The sequence below is a fragment of the Leptospira ainazelensis genome (assembly GCF_016918785.1).
Taxonomy (GTDB): domain Bacteria; phylum Spirochaetota; class Leptospiria; order Leptospirales; family Leptospiraceae; genus Leptospira; species Leptospira ainazelensis.
In genome coordinates this window covers 42,179-60,178 of record NZ_JAFFPT010000033.1, presented here as the reverse complement: position 1 = coordinate 60,178, position 18,000 = coordinate 42,179, and the positions used below count along the sequence as shown (strand labels likewise).

Genomic DNA, 18,000 nt, shown 5'->3' with positions numbered 1-18,000 from the left:
CCCCGCTTCTGGTTCTTTCCAGAAAAAATCCCTTTATGCTTTCTAGGCTTACGTTTTTTTACGTGATCCTAGGCGTTGTAGGAGGTTTGTTTTCCGCGGCATTTTGGATGCTCATCGAATATCTTACACGCTGGGCTTTGAACGTTGAAGGAATTCTTACGATTCCTTTTATGACGATTTCCGGACTTTTGATCGGTTTGATCATTCACTTTCTCGGGGAACCCGGAGAAATCTCATTAGTAATCGATAATATACGTTTTAGAGGCGGCAAACTCGAAGCGAGCCAAAACCCTTCGATGGCCCTTTCTTCGATCTTGAGCATTTCTTCCGGAGGAAGTGTGGGCCCTGAAGCGCCCCTGGTGCAGATCACCGGATCCTTTGGTAACTGGTTTGCCGAAAAACTCGGTTTAACCGGAGAAGAATATCGTTCCATGACCATTGCAGGAATGGCAGCGGGTTTTACTTCTCTTTTCGGTTCTCCATTGGGTGGCGCGTTATTCGCCCTTGAGATACTGCAACACAGACACGTCGTCGAGTATTACAAGGCTCTTTTGCCTGCGTTTTTGTCGAGCACCTCGGCCTTCTTCGTTTTTCTCTGGATGACTCACGCAGGACTTCAACCCACTTGGCGTTTTCCTCAGTATGTTCCGGGAGATATTCAAGATTTCTTATATGCTCTTTTACTCGGCGGTCTCGGCGCGGCGTTAGGTTGGCTGTTTCACGGTCTTTTTTTGACGAACCGTTGGATCTATTCTAAAATTCCGGGAAAGATCTACTGGAAGACGACACTTGGTGGTTTGGTTTTGGGAATCATCGCCTGGCAGATTCCGTTGACTCGTTTTTTCGGACACGATCAACTCAACCAAATCGTGGAAGGAAGGTTTAGTCTCGTCTTTTTAGCGGGTTTGATTTTTTGGAAAACCTTTGCGATCACGACTACGGTAACGACGGGTTGGAGAGGAGGGGTGATCATTCCTCTTTTTTTTCTCGGAGCTTGTGCGGGGAAATTTCTTTTTGGAATTTTTCCCACGGAGAACGAATCCTTTTTGATGATCTGTCTTATGGCTGCCGTGAATTCTTCCGTCACCAAAACTCCGATTTCCACTACGATTCTTTTGTCAGAATTAACTGGTTTGTATAGTTTTACTCCGGTTTTGATAGCCAGTCTGAGCGGCTATTTTTTGTCTCCCAAAGAGCCTTTTATTTCCACGCAGGGGAAAGAAGGTTAGAATTTTATGATCGCCGTCGAAATTTGGACCGTAAATTTTTCGAAAAAACTTCTTTAACCGGAGTTCCGTCCATCTCGATCTAAAATCCGCTCTTGAAATTGCCAAGAAGACAAAAACTTGTTCTCGAACCGATCGCGTAACGAGCACCAATAGAAGAGAGATCACGAGTTCTACAAAATGTGGGAACTCCCATAAAAATTGAACAACATTCCTCCGTTAGAAAGTTTATAAACCCCTAAAAGAGACGTAATCTGTGGGAACTCCATCGTTTTTACTACGAGCTTACTCCGTCGTTCAATGCGACACCTTTTAAGGTTCCGCGAGAAACTCAAAAATTTTCAAAATCGGAAGACTTGTTTTTTTGTTCCTACATTTTGTCTTTAGAATATTCAAAAAAGAACATTTGTTGTGAATCTTTTCCTTCGATGGAAGGGGAATTTTAAAGAGGATGGACGGAACACCGTATTTGATACGGTGTTCCTCCCTTTTACTGTTCGACGCAAAGAAGATTCAGGTTTTGGTTGCAGTTCCAACCGTCGATCGTAAACGCACCTCCTGGCGTTTCGTTTGGATTGGTAGCTGTCGTATTTCCCGCTTGACCAGACGGGATTCCGTCGCCCGAGGACCAAGCGTTGCAATCCGAGCTGACTTCCCAAGGAAAGGTCCCCGGTCCGCCGTTGAATCCGTTCCAAAAGAACTTTTGCGCACCCGCATCGATTCCATTTTGAAGAGTGTCTACGACGATAGAATTAGAATTTGTAGTAAACGTGATCGTAGTTCCGTCACTTCTTCGATACTGCTTGTTTGGATAAAGAACCCAGTCTTTTAAACCCGGACTTCCGTCGGCTACGGAGACAACTTCTCGAACGTTCCCCGATACCAAAAGCGCCTTGTAAGTTCCGTTGAGTCCGGCCGGTTTTGCGGCCGTACACTTCGCGTCCGCTCCTGAGATTCCTCCTAAGTTACCGTTGTATCCTGTTCCATTGTTTGTTGCCAGGAAGGTTCTACAAAAAGCAGAGTCCTTGCATGATGTAGGAACGTTTGCTCCGGCGTTTCCATTGACTAAAGAATAGAGTAAGACCAATAGGCTTGTGTCGTCATCCTTCGATTCTTCGCAGGAAAAAAGTGTAATCGAAAGCGAAATTACACAGAGGAAGGTAAAAAGTTTTTGAAACATCAATAGCTCCTTTTGCTTGATTGCAACGAACGGAAATTTCGAACTCCCGGAGAGGAGTGAATCCCGATTCGTTTTCAATGACTCTTAACAAATGGAACTTTCATCATAGATTGCAGATTGTAACCTGAATCGTTTTATCTACGACTTGAACCTCGAAAATGAGTAGAGCGATTTTTACGGTTCGTTTTGGATTCGTAAAGGGCTTTGTCAGCTTCGTTTATCAAATCGATTGTCTTTTTGTTTTCCTCCGAAGATACGTACATCGTCGCGATTTCGATGCTGATCGTAACGGATCTTTTTTTCACGAATACGACTTTGGATTACGATTCTTAAATTCTCCGCAACGTTGATCGATCTTTGACTATAAATTTTTCTCCCCCGAAACGCGCAAGGACGTCGTTTTATTTTCAGAGTTTTAGAAAGAAGACCGCTAATTCGGCCAAAACACAATCCTTGGCGGGGTGTCCGAATCGGTCGTTATAACTTTTGAAAGGATCAGCGTCGATCATCCGAAGCGAAATAAACTCATCCTCAATAACCGACTAGGAAAATCCAAATGTTCCGGATGGGAACCATCGATACGCCGACGGAGCAATCGATTAGAGGGGCATCCGAAGACGCGCTGAAAGGAAGAATTCATCCTGAGAAGATTGCCGTTCAATCTCATGACGCATAACGTACCGAAGGAGCGATCTGAAAATTTATCCCGGCTGTTTTTACCTTTCGCGAATTTTTACGATTCGGTTTTGTTCATTTTTGGAAAACGGATTTAGAAAGCGAAAGATGGACTTTTTTAAGGAGCATGTTTTGCTTATAAAAAAATTGGAGGGAAAACGATACGGATGAAAATGCGATTGAGAATTTTATTTCTATTTTATACATTCGGAATTCATTTTCAAACTGTGGGTCGCTTGATCTCTACCGTTGACCTTGGAATGATAGAGGGCTTTGTCCGCGGTTTCGATCAGTTGCTGAACGCAGTCCTTGCTCTTTAACGAATAGGAAGAATCGAATTGAAACGTCGAGATTCCGATACTGATCGTTATATTTTTTTTCTCCCAAGCAAAATTTCGAATCGTTTTCGCCATCTTTTCGGCGATCGTAAGTGCAGATTCGACGGAGGTGTTCGGCAGCGCAAGGATGAATTCTTCGCCTCCATAACGCGCTAAGAGATCGTTTTCTCGCGTAACGTCGGAGAAAAGTGAAGCGATTCGGGTAAGAACTTCGTCGCCAGCCGGATGTCCGAATTGGTCGTTGAACGCTTTGAAATGATCCACGTCGATCATCATAAGCGAAATTCGACCTTCCTGTTTTTGCGCGCGGTGAATTAGATGGCGTAATTCGTCGTTGAACGCTCTTCGATTTTTTAGTCTTGTCAGTGGATCCGTTGAAGCTTGCTCAAACAATCGATCGTTTGCTTCCTGCAGTTCGGCCGCGAGTTCGCTGACTTTTAGATTGGACTCGACGAGCTCGGTGATGTCGCGACCGGTAATATATACCAAGCCGGCTTCCAGATCGGGAAACCCCGTCCAAGATAAATATTTGTAATTTCCATCCGCACATCTAAGTCGATTTTGTATGGAAGCTTTCGGAACCCCGCTGTTGAGTTTAGAAAATTCCCGTATCGTTTCTTCCACGTCTTCCGGATGCAGAAGGTCGAAAGGACTTTTACCGAGAAGTTCATTTTCAGACCAGCCTAAGATTCTTTCAAAGGCTGGATTGACCGAAATGACGGTTCCGTCTATTCTCTGAATGGAGAATAAGTCCAGGGAATAATTGTAAAATTTCTCAAGATTAAATTCTTCTTTATAAAGCATGATTAAAATCCTCCAATTGGAATCGTATCAGTTCGGTTTGAAGTCGTCAGATTTTGGGTGAGAGCAAAAGAACAAACTGTTTCGATCGATAAACGAGTAGTGAGTCACATGATTTCGACCGCTCACTTTTGAATGATAGAGAGCTTTATCCGCGTTCTCTATGAGGATTTTTTGAAAGTCCATTTTATCCCCCTTAAAAGCGGGATGAAACTGAATCGTAGCAATTCCGACGCTGATCGTGATTCTCTTTTTTTCCCAAGCAAAATTTCGGATCGTTTTCGATAAATCTTCCGCGATTTCGATGGCTTCGTTTGCGGATGTATCCGGCAACGCGACGATAAATTCTTCTCCACCGTAACGGGCGACAAGATCGGCATTTCTGGATTCTTCCAAAAGAAGAGAAGCCAATTGAACCAAAACTTGATCTCCTTCAGGATGACCGAACTGATCGTTGAACGCCTTGAAATGATCCGCATCGATCATCAAGAGTGAAATTTGTCCTTCTTTTCTCTGTGTATGGTAAATCAGATGACGTAGCTCTTCGTTGAATGACCTACGGTTTTTGAGTTTTGTCAAAGGATCCGTCGACGCTTGTTCAAAAAGTCGACTGTTTGCTTCTTTGAGTTCCGCTGCGAGTTGGCTGATCTTCCGATTGGATTCCACAAGATCGGTGATATCGCGACCGGAAGTGTACAGCAAACCTTCCTTTAGATCCGGATAACAAGTCCACGCAAAGAATTTATAGTATCCATCGGAACATCGAAATCGATTTTGAAACGCAAGTGTGGGAATTCCCTGATTCAATTTTTCGATCTCTTTTAGGGTAGAATCCAAATCGTCCGGATGTAAAAGATGAAAAGGATTTCTCCCTAAAAGATCTTTTTCGGACCAACCTAAAATTCTTTCAAAAGAAGGATTTACCTGAATAACCGTTCCGTCCATTCTTTGGATGGAGATCAGATCCAAAGAATTGTTTACAAATTTTTCAAGATTATATTCATTCTGGAAGTTCATTGACTTTTCGCTCTTTCCTCGTAGATTCAAGTTACCTATAGAAAAATTTTGATCGGCATAAAAGTGTTGAATCACTGTTGATTTCCAAAAACTCAATGTTTATCTTCTGAAATGCGCTTTCAAAAAAAATCATAAAAACCCGTTCCAAAACTAGGACAGGTTCTTGCAGCTTGATCTTTCTCATAAAGGATAATCGAGTTTTAGAACACACTGTAAAAAATTTGATAAAAATTCTTCTTCTATCGGAATGGACGCCGATTCAAAAATATTTCTTACGAAAGAAGAATTTTATTTAGTTAAAGTTACAATGATTTAATTCAAAATGGTATATCTAAATTATATAATATATTAAAATAAAATTAGGATATTTATAACAAGACCGGACTCTGCGAAGGTTGTCATAAAATGCTGAATATTTTGTCTGGAATTCTATTTCATATTGTAACTTGGATTTTCTGACTGTGAAAACTCCGGTTCAAAGTTACAAAATTCAATGGAAGAATCCCGTTTTGGATCCGCATTAGAATTCGAATCTTAAGGAACGGTTGTCGGAAAAATGGAGAATCCATTCCTTCCCGTCCTTGACAGTGGCGCTTTCCCTCCCGAGACTGGAATGAAGTCCATGGGAAAAATCAGGGAACTCAGTCCCGAGCTTATCAATCAGATCGCCGCCGGCGAGGTTATCGAGTCTGCACATTCCGTCGTAAAGGAACTTATGGAAAATTCTATGGATGCCGGGGCGACCCAGGTCGATATCGAATCCAAAGACGGCGGACTTTCTCTTTTGAGAATCACTGACAACGGCTCGGGAATCGACCCGGAGGATTTGGAACCAGCTCTTAAAAGACACGCCACAAGTAAGATCAAGGACTTTGGAGATCTGGAAAACGTTTTGAGTTACGGGTTTCGCGGAGAGGCCCTTGCTTCCATCGCTTCGGTCTCTCGCCTAACGTTGGAAAGCGGGACCAAGGATCAAAAGACCGCGTGGAAGATTCAATCGATCGGAGGCAAAATTTCCGAAAAAGAGGAGATCCCCGGTTTTACGGGAACTAAAATCCTCGTGGAAGAATTGTTCTTCAATACTCCGGTTCGTAGAAAATTCTTAAAGTCGATCCGTTCCGAAGACAAAAAGATTCGGGACCGAGTTACGACCCAAGCCTTGGCGCGAGAAGACATTCGTTTTCGTTTGTTCCAAGACGGAAAGGAAGTCTATGTGCTTCCTGCGAGAGAGAATAAAAAAGATAGAATCATCGATCTTTTCGGTGAAAACTTTCGAGATCATCTTTTAGAAGTCAATTTAGAGCGCGGCGGAATCAAGGCCTTCGGTTTTATCAGCGATCCTGATTTTTATAAATCCAATCGAACCGGCCAGTTTATCTTTATTAACGGCCGTCCGATCGAAATCAAATACAGTTCTGTTCTTTTAAAGAAGGCGTATGACGAACTCCTTCCTCCGAACGGACATCCGTATTGTTTTTTATTTTTTGAAATCGATCCTTCGCGGGTCGATGTCAACGTTCACCCGGCAAAAAAAGAAATTCGATTTTTAGACGAAGAAGGATTCAACGGGTTCTTCTTAACCCTCATCCAAAAAGAACTTCGTTCCAGCACTCCCGTTAGTTTTTTAGAATTGAAAAAACGTCTCTTAAGACCGACGCCCGATACGTTTAAAACCAGTTCTCTTTATCAAGCTCATTCGCCGATCGGAAGCGGGCAAAGCCCTCTTTTGAGTAGGGAACTCTTTGCGGACGTTCCTCGTCAGGAAGGTTTTGATCTGGATCGGATGGGACCGGGAGCCTCTTTGAACGCACTGACGGATAACGTTGTAAAACATTCTTCTTTTATTCCCAAAAAACATTTCGGGGTTTTGTTTGAGACTTTTATTCTCGCGGAAGCCGAAGACGGCTTTTATATCATCGATCAGCATACGGCGCACGAACGGATTCGTTACGAAGAAGTTTTGAGAAAACTCGAAAAGAAGAATTACGGGATTCAGCCGCTTCTGACTCCGATTCGGATCGACGTTTCCAAACAAGAACAGGAAGACATTTTAAATCGAAGAAAAGAATATGAGGAAGTCGGAATTTTCTTGGACGCGCTCGGCGAAGACAGCGTCGTACTTCGGGAAATTCCGGCTTATATGGAACCGGGTCAGGAAAAGGAAATCATTCTCGATTTTTTAAACAGAACGGAAGGAAAAGAATCCAGCGAACCCGAGTTATACGATCTTATGGCGAAATGTGTGGCCTGTCGTTCCGCGATCAAAAAGGGAGATCATCTTTCCGATCCGATCCTCGCAGAAATTTTGAACCGATTGAGTTATTGTGAAAATCCTTCCCGTTGTCCTCACGGACGACCTACCTTAGTTAAGTTGAGCAGAGATGACCTCGAAAGAATGTTCCACAGAAAGTGAAGAAGTTCCGGGCAAAGAACCGGATCGAGTCGTTCGTAAATTATTCCGCCAAACGTTAGTCGGAATTGTAATCCTCGTTTTGGGTGTCGTATTTCTCGCGAGGGTTTTTCCGGAGCCGGTTTTGAACTTCTCGCAAAAGTTCATCGAGATCACCGGAGTTTTCGGAGTAGGGATCGGAATTCTTCTTGCGGATTCTTTACACGTCTTTATTCCTCCCGACGTTTTTTTGATGATCGCCGTCGCAGGTAAATTGAATTCCATTTTGGTGATCGTTTCCGCGTCCGTCGGAAGTCTGATCGGCGGAACAATCTCGTATTTGACCGGAAGGATTCTTCTTCCGAAGATCGAAGGGATCGCGAGTTTTGTGAAGAAACACGAACAAAAACTCGAACACTATTTGCATCGTTACGGTTTTTGGGCTGTGGTTTTGGCTGCTCTGACCCCGCTTCCGTATTCCTGGGTTTCTCTCGCTGCGGGCGCAATGAAAATGAGATATCTTCTCTTTTTTCAGGGTTGTCTTTTTCGAATTCCCCGTTTTATAGTATTCTATTATCTGATTCAATTCGGTTGGGTCGGAGGCGGAATGTAAACTTTTCGCGTTTTGCCGCAGTCCTATCTAAGAAGAATCTATTGTATCAAGGTCTAATTTTTGGAAACCAATCAACCCAATTTATTTCCTAAAACAAGAGAAGAGGTCATCCGCGAAAATTTGGATCTGTTCGATCTTCCGATCCGGATTTCGGCTTTGATCGAAAACATTCTTCAAGGAAACATCCGAGAACAATCCCTGGTTTGTTGTCACAGCGCCTGCGACGTCTGCAACGCCACGATTAGAACTTGTCTTCGTAAGATTCGAAACGAATTGGAATCCAATTGAGCGATCTTTTTACAAAAAAGCCGATTCCACCTTTGGCTCATAAGATACGACCTTCTTCGTTCGAGGAAGTTATCGGTCAATCTCGCGCCACCAGACAACTAGTAAACTATCGTTCTCCCGTTTCGATCATTCTTTACGGTCCTCCCGGGACCGGAAAATCCACGTTAGCCGGAATTCTTTGCAAAAAATGGAACCTTCCTTTTGTGGAATACAACGCCGTTTCCACGGGAGTCGCGGAGATCAAAAAATTATTGGAGAGAGCGGAAAGGGAAGGAACGATCCTTCTTTTTTTGGACGAGATTCATCGTTTCAGCGCATCGCAACAAGACAGCCTTTTGAAAGGTGTGGAGACGGGTCATCTGGTTCTTATCGGAGCGACGACTGAAAATCCAGCTTTTCGTATCACAAGACCTCTTTTGTCGAGATGCCAAATTCTTAAAATCGAACCCTTGAGTCTGGAAGAACAATCTTCGCTTTTGGAAAGAGGCCTTTCCAATCTTTCACCTCCGATCAAACTCAGCGAAGAAGCAAAAGAAACTCTCATTCGATTCTCCGGAGGGGACGGAAGAAAACTTCTTTCGAACTTGGAAGGAATCAGTTTTAGTTTTCCTCCCGAGTCCGAAATTTCAAAAACCGATATCGAAGAATATCTGGAAAGCCGTGTGATCGAATACGATAAAAGCGGAGAATCGCACTACGACGTCATCTCGGCTTTTATCAAATCGGTGAGAGGAAGCGATCCTGACGCCGCGTTATACTACCTTGCCGTCCTTCTCGAAGGCGGTGAAGATCCGCTTTTTATTATGCGAAGACTGATCATCCTCGCGAGCGAAGATATCGGAAACGCTTCGGTAAACGGTTTACCTTTGGCCGTCTCCGGTTTGCACGCGCTCGAGGCGATCGGGATGCCCGAAGGAAGATTGATTCTTGCTCACGTTACGACCTTTCTCGCTTCTTGTCCAAAGTCGAACGCGAGTTATCAAGGAATCGGAGCTGCGCTTTCCTTTGTGAGAGAACACGGTACGGGAATTAAAATTCCGAACCGTCTGAGAAACGCTCCCACCTTTCTTCATAAAAAGGAAGGAGCGTCGCAGGGTTATTTGTATCCTCACGATTTCGGAGGTTTTAAGGAACAAAATTATTTCCCGGATGAGATCGCCGAACAACCTCCGCGTTTTTACTTTCCTACCGGTAATGGGATGGAGTTAAAACTCAAAGAATATCTGGAAAAGATTTGGGGAAAAACGCTTTGGAAGAAGGGGAGCTGATTATTTGTCGTAGAGTTCGGGACGAATTCTAAACTGTTTGCTTGTGGTTTCTAAAAAATTGTCTTTGGTTTCTTTTTCATTTTTCTGGATTTGGAATTCGGAAATCCGATTTGAAGAACTCCTTTGGATCGACGAGTTCGTTTGTTTTTGTTTTGCTTCCGAGTGGAACATGTTTCCTCCTTTCGAGGATAAGACCTCTCAGGTTTAGTATTCGTTTCGTTTTACAAAATACTAAACCTTTTTTTTAGGGGGAGAATTGCGTTTTGGTTACAAATCCGTTGCAACGGTCGTTGCAGATCTTCTTCTCGAAATTTTTACAATCTTCGTTTCAAAAATCGCCGGACTAAACCGGTCCAAAACAAAGTTTCTGTTTCGCCCTATTTTGAATGGGAGTGATTTTTTTTGCTTTTATTTCGATTATCTTTCTGACTTGTATATATTTGCTCACAAGTTGAGGCACTGTTTGGAATCAACAGGATTTCAAGATGGATTTTTGTCGGAGTTCCGACGAGGAGAATTTTACTTGCAAAGATAAGGTTTTTCTGATAGAGCAAAGTCAGCCGGAGTCTTTCGCCAGTCACGCCCCGCCCAAAAATCAGCATAACCTTCCCCACAAGTTAGAAAGTTATTTAGAATGAAGAAGGATCCCGGTAAAATTTCTTGTCGGAGTTCCTACAAAAGCTCTGAGAGAGAATTTTCCTTGCAAAATTATAATTTTGTGATATAGAAAAATCTCCCGAATTCTTCCGCCGCCCGCCCCTCCACCCGAAAATCGGGCGGGGCGCGCGACTTTCACAGAGGACTGCCGTAGTTCCGACAAGCCGTTCTTACAAGTCGATTCGTTTTAACGAACATACCTTTCGGACTTGCGTTTAGGACGTCCGAGTCTTGCATCGATCGAATTCGAAAATTATAAAATTCTTATATGAATTCATCTTTCAAAGCCTCTAAAACTTTTTCGTTCTGTTCCGGTCTTCCGATCGTAATTCGAAGCGCGTTCAGTTCGTAACTTTTTAGATCCCTCAGAATGATTCCTTTTCGCAAAAGAGACTGCGTGATCGTCGTCGCGGACTTCCCGTGTTTTCTCGCAAACAACGTGATGAAGTTTGCATAAGAATCGATAAACTCGATACTCTGTTCTCGGGCAAAATTCTCATACCGTTTCATTTCTTCTAAATTGGTCTTGAGATAATTTTCAACGTGATCTTCGTTTTTCAACGCTTCCGTCGCGGCGAGAGCCGAAAGATTGGCCACACTAAACGGCGGGCGCATCTTGTAGATATTTTTGATCAATTCGGCGTTTCCGATTCCATAACCGATTCTCATTCCTCCAAGACCGTAAACTTTGGAAAACGTTCCGGTATAAAAAACGTTCGGAAAAAGATCCGTAACTTCCTTTGCGGGAATGAATTTGTCCGGATCTTTCCTTTTTCCGAATTCCATATACGCGGCATCAATGACGACTAACGTATCAGGAGAAAGTTGTCTTAAGAATTCGTAAACGTCCGATTTGGAAAGGGCGTCTCCGACCGGATTGGACGGAGTGCATAAAAACAAAATTTTGGGTTTTACGACCTTTGCCAGATCTAAGAACGAGTTTAAGTCGTGGGGAACGGTTTCGGTCGAATGAATTTTTGCTCCACACTGAAGCGAGTAGATACGATACATCGCAAACGTGATTCGATTGATTAAGACGGAATCACCCGGCGTCAAAACACATCTGCAGGCAAAATCCAAAACCTGATCGCTTCCGTTTCCGGGAATGATTCTCTCGGGAGAAACGTCGAATTTTTGTGCGAGGGAGTTTTTTAAATCCAGATAAGAATCGTCCGGATAGAAGGACATTTTCGGCGCGAAGTTTTGGACGGCCTTTACGACCGCCGGAGAACAACCGAACGGGTTTTCATTGGATCCGAGTTTGATCACCTTTTCCGGGTCGATCCCGAATTCGCGAACAACGAGTTCGATCGGTTTTCCCGCTTCGTAACTTTTGAGAGAATTGAGTATCGGTTGAAACTGGACCATCATCTCCCATACTTTTGGGTCTAAAAAAAATGGGAATCGATTTAAGAATATTTTTTCCGAGTCTTTCGAAAAAAAATATTTTGTCGCGTTGGGTTTTTTCGGAATTTTCCCTCTAACCTTAACAAGGTTGCCGAATAAAAAAACGCTGGAAACAAAATGAAAGACACGCAGTTAGAACAAGAACTTTTGGAAGCGAAACCGCTGACCTCGTATGACCTGAAAAACGGCGAGGCCTTACTTCAAGAAATTCTAAAGTCCTTTGAAAGTTTCGATCGTGCGTTAGGAAATACCGTAAAGGAACTTTTTCCTTTGGACGATGTTAAATAGATTCGGAACAACTTTCCCGGATCGACTTCCAGTTTTGCAATCGAATCTCTTTCGTTCTCGTCTTCATTCCTTTTGAAAAATCCTTCGCCTTTTGAATCCGGATTCTATTGTCCGGATGTGTGCTGAACCAATCTAAGATCTTCGCTGGATCCCATTTTTTTTCTTCCTCATTGGAATGTTTTTGATTCCGATTTTTTTTATCAGAGTTGATTTTTGCCTCTTCTCTTTCAAAAAAATCGATAAAACCCTTCACGCCCACTTCCGATTTTTTAAGAATTTCAAACGCGTTCTCGTCGGCTTCTTCTTCAAATTCTCTCGAATATCTTAGAATGGTGAGAGTGTTGATGATTTCTGTTATCGTTTCCAAGGAACCGATATCTTCGAACCCGAGACCGATCGCCAGTTTGACAACGACCGAAATCCCCAAGAGACGAATCACTTGTCTGATACCGTGTCTTTTTTCTATATGAGAAATTTCGTGAGCCAGAATCGCCGCGATCTCTTCCGGGGATTCCGATTCCCGGATCAAACCCGAAAGGATATAAATTTTTCCTCCGGGAAGCGCGAAGGCGTTGATATCGTCGCTTCTCAAAATATGAATTTCATACAGGTCTTTTCTTTTTTTAGGAAGAATGGTTCTATAAATTTTTTCCACGCCGTATTTTAGCTTCCGATTTTTGCATTCGGAATAACTGGCTTCAAACCGTTCCGAAATGAGGTTTCCCAAAGATCGATCCGCCGATTCCGGAACAAAAATATAAAGTTGATCGAGTTTTGTAAAAAGGAGAAAAACGATTCCAAAGGCGAGAACACCCCCGATCAAAATCTGATATAAATTCGGAAGTTGTAAGAATCGAGAGACAAGACCGCCTAAACCGTCTCCGAAAGTTTTACTTCTGTTTTTCCGGATTTGTTCGGCTTTTTCATCGGATACGAATGTGAGAATCGAATCCTGTCCTTTTTCTTCCTCGCTTTCCAACTCGAGTCGATATTCGTTCCCGAGTTTTTCGAAGGATTGAATTTGTTTATAAGAAAAATGGAATATTCTTCCGACCGAATCTGTTGACTCGAAAACCAAGCCGGTCTCTTTGGGAATGAGATTTCCTGAGACCGGAACGGCGGATTGCCCGTCGTAATAAAGATCTGACATCCTTTTTAATTGCCGAAGATACTACCGATTGCCTCGCTCGCTTCGGAAATTCCGTCCGCTAAAGCGCTCGCTTTCGGATCTTTTACTCCCTGAATGGACGACAAATCGGGAGCGGATTCCAAATATAAAGAATCCGTTATGATTCTTAAACCTCGAAGATAAGCCCAAGGAACTCCGATCCCGAGCGTGAAAAATACCAATACGATCGAGATAAGTCCGTTTAAAAAAACGGTCCCACCTCTGAGTTCGGAACGAAAGGAAATTCCCTGAAACTTCGTGTGATTCCAGACGTAGTTATGGACGTTTGCATGAAACCAGGAGAAGTAAATTCCCGCGGTAAAAGGAGTAAATAAGATCCCTTTGAGATAAATAAAAAATAATTCCTTTCCGTTTCCTTCATACTGAAAGTCGGCGTTTCCTAAATGGGACTTTTCGATATAAAACTTTTCCAGACGATTGATAAACCAAGCCGAATAGATTCCGAAAGTAACGGCGGTTAAAAGCGCGCCGGGAATAAAAATTTTAAGCAGCTCCTCGACTTTTCCGTTAAACCGAAATCGAATATTGTTAAACGAAGTTCGGCTCAGAAAATACTTTCTAGATCCGATTACCACATACGGGATGACGCATAAAAGTCCCGCATAGAGCGCAACGGTAACGGCAACTTTCGCCCAAATTCCAAAAAGGGAAGCTACAAAATAGATTCCTCCCGCAAAAAGAGCTCCTACGATCATCAGTCCCAAGCCTTTTATAAAACCGATAAAATTTTCCTTACCGGTTCCGTGATAATCGAAACGTTGGCCTTGAAAAAGAACGTGTAGATGAACGAATTTTTGAGTGTTTACCTTTGCCCAAAAATAATAAACACCGAACGTGATAAGAGTAAAAAAAATGTTTTTTAGATAGATTAAGAAAAGATCTTCTCCTTTTGCATCGATCGAGAATTTCTGATTTTCATTCTGCATTTCTATCTCCTGAAATCATTGGTAAAAAAGCGTTGATCGATCAAGTTAGAGAAGATCCTGAATCGTTCAAGAAAAAATTTACAAAGAATACTTTTAAAGAGTAAGTTTTAAATACGTTCGAGTAAAATCCTCGAAAAATTTGTTTTGATTCAAAGCGTATTCCAGAACGAGGGCCCGAGACTCGTCGTTCTTTAATAACTCCCGATCGTTTGGAATTAAAAGCGGTCCTTCGAGTCCGGCTTTTAACAAAACGTGGAAGTAGCTGTTATCGAAATAATACGGATTGGCCGTAAAGGATTCCGCGCCCAACCATCCGATCGTTCTCGCTCCCGAGATCGTGACTAGGTCCTGCACGTTCAGATTCATTTTTCCTAAACACGGAAGCTGATCCTTTTGAGTCATCATTCCCAAAGGAAGAATTTGTTTGATAACAGCGGAGGATTTGTCCTCTCTTCCCGGTTCGATCGTTATTCTCGGGCCTCCCGATTTTTCGAGAGCTACAACGCCGGCTAACGCTAAAAAGTCGGCGAGAGAATAGGAGGTGCCGCTTTTTTGAGAAAAGTTTTTCTTCGCATTTATAATTTGATCCAGATTTGCTACGATATCCTGATTCTCTGGAAGGGAGCTGAAGTTTTTAAAATGAGCCGCTCCGCCGAGTCCTAACCAGTTTTCTTTTTCGTCAAAGAGACAAGCGAGATGATAGACTAACTTTAACCAACTTCCGGTCTCTCGCACAAGAATGATCTTTCGAAGATATTCTTTCGCTTCTTCCCAAGTATTGAGACTCGCTTTTTTGAGGATCTCGCGGATTTCGTAGAGTTTGTAATCTCCGGTTTTTCCTTTGAGTTTTGTGGAAAATACCCTTCCTTTTCGAACTCGATCGCGAATCTGCTCGTAAAAAGAATCGGAGATGAGTACGGTAGCGCCTGCCTTTTTTGTTTTGGACTCGATTCTACTCGCGATGTTTACGGAATCTCCGATCGCGGTAAAGGACATGTTCGCTGGATGTCCAAGTTGTCCTAATATGCAGCTTCCATAATGTATTCCGACTCCGATCCGAAAGTTTATATGAAAATGCGATTTCAAATATTCGTTGAGAGAATAGAGTTCGAGTTCCATCTCTTTGGCCGCTCGTAAAGCGTTGATACAAATTTCTTCCGGAGAACCTCCGTCCACTCCGAAAAGCGCCATAAGTCCGTCTCCGATATATTTGTCGATCTTACCTCCGTGTTTTAAAACGATATCCCCCATCTTATAAAAATAACGATTGAGTATGTGGATTACGTCGTAAGGAAGGTGGGATTCCGAAAAACTAGTGAAGTCGCGGATGTCGCTAAAAAGGATCGCAATTTCCTTTTCTTCTCCCGAGATCGTCGCCGACCCCGGAATCGTTAGATTATAGTCTTCTTCGTCCAAAACGATTCTTCGAACACGTACGTCTCCCGTTACTTTTGCTTGGCACGCGAGTCGGACCGCCTCCGGAAAGCCTTTCTTTTGCGACAGATCTTTTTCTTTTTGTTGAGGTTCCGATAAATTGGAAGGATTTTCCAAAACTAAGACGCGGCAAGTGGAACACCTTGCATTTCCTCCACAAGCGTGCGTATGGGGAATTCCATTTGTCAGACTAATTTCCAACAGACTCTGGGGAGCGGAATTTTCGTTTAAATTAATTTCCCTTTCGTTCTCAAAATTTACAAGAATCATCAAAACCTTCCGGATTTCATAAGAATATAAAAAAATAATTGGCGTTCTACGGGGAAGAGTATAATTACAGACCCGGTTGTCAAATCTAAGAACTTTGACCGTCCGGTTTGGGCCTTCGGCATTCAGAAAAACTAACGTGAGTTAGAATCAAAATCGGAAGTAGTATTTCAGCTTTTTTGAAATACATTCGGCGAAAAACTGAATTTGATTTTTAGAAATCAATTTTCGATCCGATAACTCGACGTTTGTATCATGTTAAACGAAACACTGTTTTAGGATCACGAATGAACGGAAACGAATTTTCTAAACAAGAAACCGGAGAATCCAAACCCGTCATACTCCTGGTCGACGACGAATTGATCATCCTGAGGGGTCTCAAGGAGCAACTCAAACTCGCATTCGGGAAAGAATACGATATTGAAACCGCAGAGGACGCCGAGTCTGCTTGGGAAATTTTAGAAGAATATCTGAGTCTTGGAATCGATATTCCGGTAGTGATCTGCGATCAAGTGATGCCGGGAGTTAAAGGAGACGAACTCCTCATTCGGATTCACAATCGAAATCCGGACATACGAAAGATCATGCTTACCGGTCAAGCGTCCGCAGACGCCGTGGGAAACGCGTTGAACCGCGCAAACTTGTATCGTTATCTTTCCAAACCCTGGGATTCGAACGATTTGATTCTTACCATTCGAGAAGCGCTCAAATCCTATTTCAAGGACGTCTCGCTCTTGGATCTCAATCAAAAATTGGAAAAAACCCTTCTCTATGACCGGGAAACCGAACTTCCCAATCTGGAAAGTCTTCGCAGGGCTTTGGATGAAAAAGAGGTTCAAAAAATTCCTTCCACACTTTCGGTGATCCGGATCGAATCTTCCACTTCTACAACTCATCATTTCGGAGTAGGAGTTTATCACAAGGTTCTCAATCAATTCTTAAATTCACTTTCCGCGTTTTTGGGAACGTCGGGAAGATTGTTTCATCTTTATCAGGACGAGGTCGCGGTACTTTCCGATATCGAAGAGAGTAAGTTCCATTCTCTTCTTGTGGCGTTTCGGATTCTTCTTAGATCTGAATATTTAGAGGCGGACGGAATTTCTTTTCGTGTGAACGTTTCCATCGGAGTGGCAACCGACTATTCGGCGTTATACTATAAGGCGAGAATCGCGATGATGAACGCCGCTCAAAACAGCGAACTCGAACTGATGCAGTATTCCAATGCGATGGAAGAAGGGGATCAGTATCAGATCAATCTCATTCTCGGCAGAAAGCTGAACGACGCGATCAACGCGGGCAACGTGATTCCTTTTTTTCAGGGAATCTACGACAACAAACTCGAGAGAATTACGAAGTTTGAATGTCTTGCGAGAATCCAAGAAGGCGGTCAGATTTTTTCTCCGGCGAGTTTTATTTCAATCGCGAGATCGACCGGAATCATTCGTCTTTTGACGCCGATCATGATCGAAAAATCGCTTCGATACTTTTCAAAACATCAAGAATATTCCTTTTCCGTAAACATCTCGGAATCCGATCTTGAAAAAAAAGGATTTGCACTTTGGGTTGTGAGTCGTCTTCAACACTACGGCGTTTTTCCCGAAAGGTTGACCCTCGAAATTTTAGAGACCGATCGCCTCGCGGGAGGAGATCGAGGATTGGAAACTATCAAGGAACTCAAGGAATGCGGTTGTAAGATCGCGATCGACGACTTCGGAGTGGATCAATCCAATTTCGAAAGATTGATGGAGATCGATCCCGATTATATCAAAATCGACGGTAAGTTTATCAAAGGAATTCACCTGAGTCAGACTCCTTTTCTTCTTACCTCTGCAATGACGGAAATGGCCCATCGAATCGGCGCAAAGGTGATCGCCGAATTTGTCGCCGGGAAAGAAGAATTTGACACGGTTCGTTCTTTGGGGGTAGAATATTGTCAGGGCTATTATATTATGGAGCCTTCTCCGGAAATTCTTCCCATACCGCAGATTTCACTTTAAAAGAGGTTTGTCATTTTTTTCCAAAATTGACTTGCCATTA

Annotated in this window: 18 protein-coding genes; 8 read left to right on the top strand and 10 right to left on the bottom strand. The window is 42.9% G+C overall.

Annotated elements, in window-relative coordinates; all coding sequences use genetic code 11:
• Positions 1–35 precede the first annotated feature (35 nt).
• Positions 36–1,229 (top strand): chloride channel protein, encoded by a 1,194-nt coding sequence (locus JWG44_RS09400; protein ID WP_408611942.1) that lies wholly within the window; start codon positions 36–38, stop codon positions 1,227–1,229.
• Positions 1,230–1,716: 487 nt separating this feature from the next.
• On the opposite strand, the gene len is transcribed toward JWG44_RS09400, so the two are convergent.
• Positions 1,717–2,406 carry an endostatin-like outer membrane protein, LenA/LenB family gene (gene len, locus JWG44_RS09395; RefSeq protein ID WP_205274698.1) on the bottom strand — a complete coding sequence of 230 codons (690 nt, stop codon included), beginning with the start codon at positions 2,404–2,406 and terminating at the stop codon, positions 1,717–1,719.
• A 134-nt stretch (positions 2,407–2,540) separates the two neighbouring features.
• A complete protein-coding gene (locus JWG44_RS22645) occupies positions 2,541–2,669 on the bottom strand; it encodes a hypothetical protein (protein WP_408611941.1) in 129 nt (42 codons plus the stop codon).
• Between JWG44_RS22645 and JWG44_RS22465 the strand changes: the two genes are divergently transcribed.
• Entirely contained in the window at positions 2,611–2,739 is a 129-nt protein-coding gene (locus JWG44_RS22465) for a hypothetical protein (RefSeq protein WP_269752202.1), read from the top strand. The genes JWG44_RS22645 and JWG44_RS22465 overlap by 59 nt on opposite strands.
• A 74-nt stretch (positions 2,740–2,813) precedes the next feature.
• Here JWG44_RS22465 and JWG44_RS22640 read toward each other — a convergent pair whose 3' ends face one another.
• The 3 genes from JWG44_RS22640 to JWG44_RS09375 all read right to left on the bottom strand — a co-directional run bounded on the left by JWG44_RS22640 (position 2,814) and on the right by JWG44_RS09375 (position 5,237).
• On the bottom strand, positions 2,814–2,915 hold the full coding sequence (locus JWG44_RS22640; protein WP_205274696.1) for a diguanylate cyclase domain-containing protein: 102 nt from the start codon (positions 2,913–2,915) through the stop codon (positions 2,814–2,816).
• Positions 2,916–3,275: 360 nt separating this feature from the next.
• On the bottom strand, positions 3,276–4,223 hold the full coding sequence (locus tag JWG44_RS09380) for a sensor domain-containing diguanylate cyclase (protein ID WP_205274695.1): 948 nt from the start codon (positions 4,221–4,223) through the stop codon (positions 3,276–3,278).
• A 27-nt stretch (positions 4,224–4,250) separates the two neighbouring features.
• The gene (locus tag JWG44_RS09375; protein WP_205274694.1) at positions 4,251–5,237 is read right to left on the bottom strand and encodes a sensor domain-containing diguanylate cyclase; all 987 of its coding nucleotides are present in this window, start codon (positions 5,235–5,237) and stop codon (positions 4,251–4,253) included.
• A gap of 622 nt (positions 5,238–5,859) precedes the next feature.
• Here JWG44_RS09375 and mutL point away from each other — a divergent pair.
• Genes mutL through JWG44_RS09355 form a run of 4 tightly spaced genes read left to right on the top strand, consistent with a single transcriptional unit; the run spans position 5,860 to position 9,795 of the window.
• Complete coding sequence (gene mutL, locus JWG44_RS09370; RefSeq protein WP_205274693.1) at positions 5,860–7,650, top strand: DNA mismatch repair endonuclease MutL; 1,791 nt, start codon at positions 5,860–5,862, stop codon at positions 7,648–7,650.
• Positions 7,619–8,239, top strand: a complete 621-nt coding sequence (locus tag JWG44_RS09365) for a YqaA family protein (RefSeq protein ID WP_205274692.1) — start codon at positions 7,619–7,621, stop codon at positions 8,237–8,239. Before mutL ends, JWG44_RS09365 begins: the two co-directional genes overlap by 32 nt.
• 60 nt (positions 8,240–8,299) lie before the next feature.
• Complete coding sequence (locus JWG44_RS09360; protein ID WP_205274691.1) at positions 8,300–8,527, top strand: hypothetical protein; 228 nt, start codon at positions 8,300–8,302, stop codon at positions 8,525–8,527.
• Positions 8,524–9,795, top strand: a complete 1,272-nt coding sequence (locus JWG44_RS09355; protein WP_205274690.1) for a replication-associated recombination protein A — start codon at positions 8,524–8,526, stop codon at positions 9,793–9,795. Before JWG44_RS09360 ends, JWG44_RS09355 begins: the two co-directional genes overlap by 4 nt.
• Here the strand turns inward: JWG44_RS09355 and JWG44_RS09350 are convergent, their stop codons facing one another.
• Positions 9,796–9,966 carry a hypothetical protein gene (locus JWG44_RS09350; RefSeq protein WP_205274689.1) on the bottom strand — a complete coding sequence of 57 codons (171 nt, stop codon included), beginning with the start codon at positions 9,964–9,966 and terminating at the stop codon, positions 9,796–9,798.
• Positions 9,967–10,716: 750 nt separating this feature from the next.
• Complete coding sequence (hisC, locus tag JWG44_RS09345) at positions 10,717–11,820, bottom strand: histidinol-phosphate transaminase (protein WP_205274688.1); 1,104 nt, start codon at positions 11,818–11,820, stop codon at positions 10,717–10,719.
• A gap of 156 nt (positions 11,821–11,976) precedes the next feature.
• On the opposite strand from hisC, the gene JWG44_RS09340 reads away from it, so the two are divergent.
• Positions 11,977–12,147: a hypothetical protein gene (locus JWG44_RS09340; RefSeq protein ID WP_205274687.1), complete on the top strand. Its 171-nt coding sequence runs from the start codon at positions 11,977–11,979 to the stop codon at positions 12,145–12,147.
• Here the strand turns inward: JWG44_RS09340 and JWG44_RS09335 are convergent.
• From JWG44_RS09335 to JWG44_RS09325, 3 genes are all read right to left on the bottom strand, one after another.
• Positions 12,140–13,297: a M48 family metallopeptidase gene (locus tag JWG44_RS09335; RefSeq protein WP_205274686.1), complete on the bottom strand. Its 1,158-nt coding sequence runs from the start codon at positions 13,295–13,297 to the stop codon at positions 12,140–12,142. The two genes, JWG44_RS09340 and JWG44_RS09335, sit on opposite strands and share 8 nt — an antisense overlap.
• Before the next feature lie 5 nt (positions 13,298–13,302).
• A complete protein-coding gene (locus tag JWG44_RS09330; RefSeq protein WP_205274685.1) occupies positions 13,303–14,262 on the bottom strand; it encodes a YjgN family protein in 960 nt (319 codons plus the stop codon).
• A 93-nt stretch (positions 14,263–14,355) separates the two neighbouring features.
• Positions 14,356–15,966, bottom strand: a complete 1,611-nt coding sequence (locus JWG44_RS09325; protein ID WP_205274684.1) for a peroxidase family protein — start codon at positions 15,964–15,966, stop codon at positions 14,356–14,358.
• Between the two features lie 284 nt (positions 15,967–16,250).
• On the opposite strand from JWG44_RS09325, the gene JWG44_RS09320 reads away from it, so the two are divergent.
• A complete protein-coding gene (locus JWG44_RS09320) occupies positions 16,251–17,960 on the top strand; it encodes an EAL domain-containing protein (RefSeq protein WP_205274683.1) in 1,710 nt (569 codons plus the stop codon).
• Positions 17,961–18,000 lie beyond the last annotated feature (40 nt).

Excerpts from the sequence above, each read along its gene's own strand:
- JWG44_RS09400 (WP_408611942.1), top strand. The coding sequence starts at position 36 with ATGCTTTCTAGGCTTACGTTTTTTTACGTGATCCTAGGCGTTGTAGGA.
- len (WP_205274698.1), bottom strand. The coding sequence starts at position 2,406 with ATGTTTCAAAAACTTTTTACCTTCCTCTGTGTAATTTCGCTTTCGATT.
- JWG44_RS22645 (WP_408611941.1), bottom strand. The coding sequence starts at position 2,669 with ATGTACGTATCTTCGGAGGAAAACAAAAAGACAATCGATTTGATAAAC.
- JWG44_RS22640 (WP_205274696.1), bottom strand. The coding sequence starts at position 2,915 with ATGATCGACGCTGATCCTTTCAAAAGTTATAACGACCGATTCGGACAC.
- JWG44_RS09380 (WP_205274695.1), bottom strand. The coding sequence starts at position 4,223 with ATGCTTTATAAAGAAGAATTTAATCTTGAGAAATTTTACAATTATTCC.
- JWG44_RS09375 (WP_205274694.1), bottom strand. The coding sequence starts at position 5,237 with ATGAACTTCCAGAATGAATATAATCTTGAAAAATTTGTAAACAATTCT.
- mutL (WP_205274693.1), top strand. The coding sequence starts at position 5,860 with ATGGGAAAAATCAGGGAACTCAGTCCCGAGCTTATCAATCAGATCGCC.
- JWG44_RS09365 (WP_205274692.1), top strand. The coding sequence starts at position 7,619 with ATGACCTCGAAAGAATGTTCCACAGAAAGTGAAGAAGTTCCGGGCAAA.
- JWG44_RS09350 (WP_205274689.1), bottom strand. The coding sequence starts at position 9,966 with ATGTTCCACTCGGAAGCAAAACAAAAACAAACGAACTCGTCGATCCAA.
- hisC (WP_205274688.1), bottom strand. The coding sequence starts at position 11,820 with ATGGTCCAGTTTCAACCGATACTCAATTCTCTCAAAAGTTACGAAGCG.
- JWG44_RS09340 (WP_205274687.1), top strand. The coding sequence starts at position 11,977 with ATGAAAGACACGCAGTTAGAACAAGAACTTTTGGAAGCGAAACCGCTG.
- JWG44_RS09335 (WP_205274686.1), bottom strand. The coding sequence starts at position 13,297 with ATGTCAGATCTTTATTACGACGGGCAATCCGCCGTTCCGGTCTCAGGA.
- JWG44_RS09330 (WP_205274685.1), bottom strand. The coding sequence starts at position 14,262 with ATGCAGAATGAAAATCAGAAATTCTCGATCGATGCAAAAGGAGAAGAT.
- JWG44_RS09325 (WP_205274684.1), bottom strand. The coding sequence starts at position 15,966 with ATGATTCTTGTAAATTTTGAGAACGAAAGGGAAATTAATTTAAACGAA.
- JWG44_RS09320 (WP_205274683.1), top strand. The coding sequence starts at position 16,251 with ATGAACGGAAACGAATTTTCTAAACAAGAAACCGGAGAATCCAAACCC.